This is a genomic window from Staphylococcus pasteuri (genome assembly GCF_030547725.1).
Lineage (GTDB): Bacteria > Bacillota > Bacilli > Staphylococcales > Staphylococcaceae > Staphylococcus > Staphylococcus pasteuri.
Map to the genome: position 1 here is coordinate 1 of NZ_JAUOQO010000443.1, position 263 is coordinate 263.

Genomic DNA, 263 nt, shown 5'->3' on the forward strand with positions numbered 1-263 from the left:
GTTCAAAGGACATCCCGACGCCTTGTGGGTGGCACGGGTTCGCGCTCATCTCGCGGCCCTGAACGTAGGTGCCTGCGAAGGTTCGCGGGGTGTCGCGAGAAATGAGAAGCGGGCCGGTGTAGAGCACTTCCCAGTGGCCGACTTTCTTGTGAAAGAAGAGATCGAGAACGTGGGCGGGGGCGTCTTTGAGCCAGCGGGCGGAGGCGCGGCGGGGTGTGTACTGTTTCATGGGGTGTCGGGTGTCGGGGTGCCGGGGGTTACTT

The 263-nt window shown here is 63.5% G+C and carries 1 protein-coding gene; it reads right to left on the reverse strand.

What is annotated here, in order from left to right:
- On the reverse strand, positions 1 to 229 hold a 229-nt coding region (locus Q4528_RS14300), incomplete at its 3' end, for a hypothetical protein (RefSeq protein ID WP_303522287.1).
- Between the last annotated feature and the right edge of the window lie 34 nt (positions 230 to 263).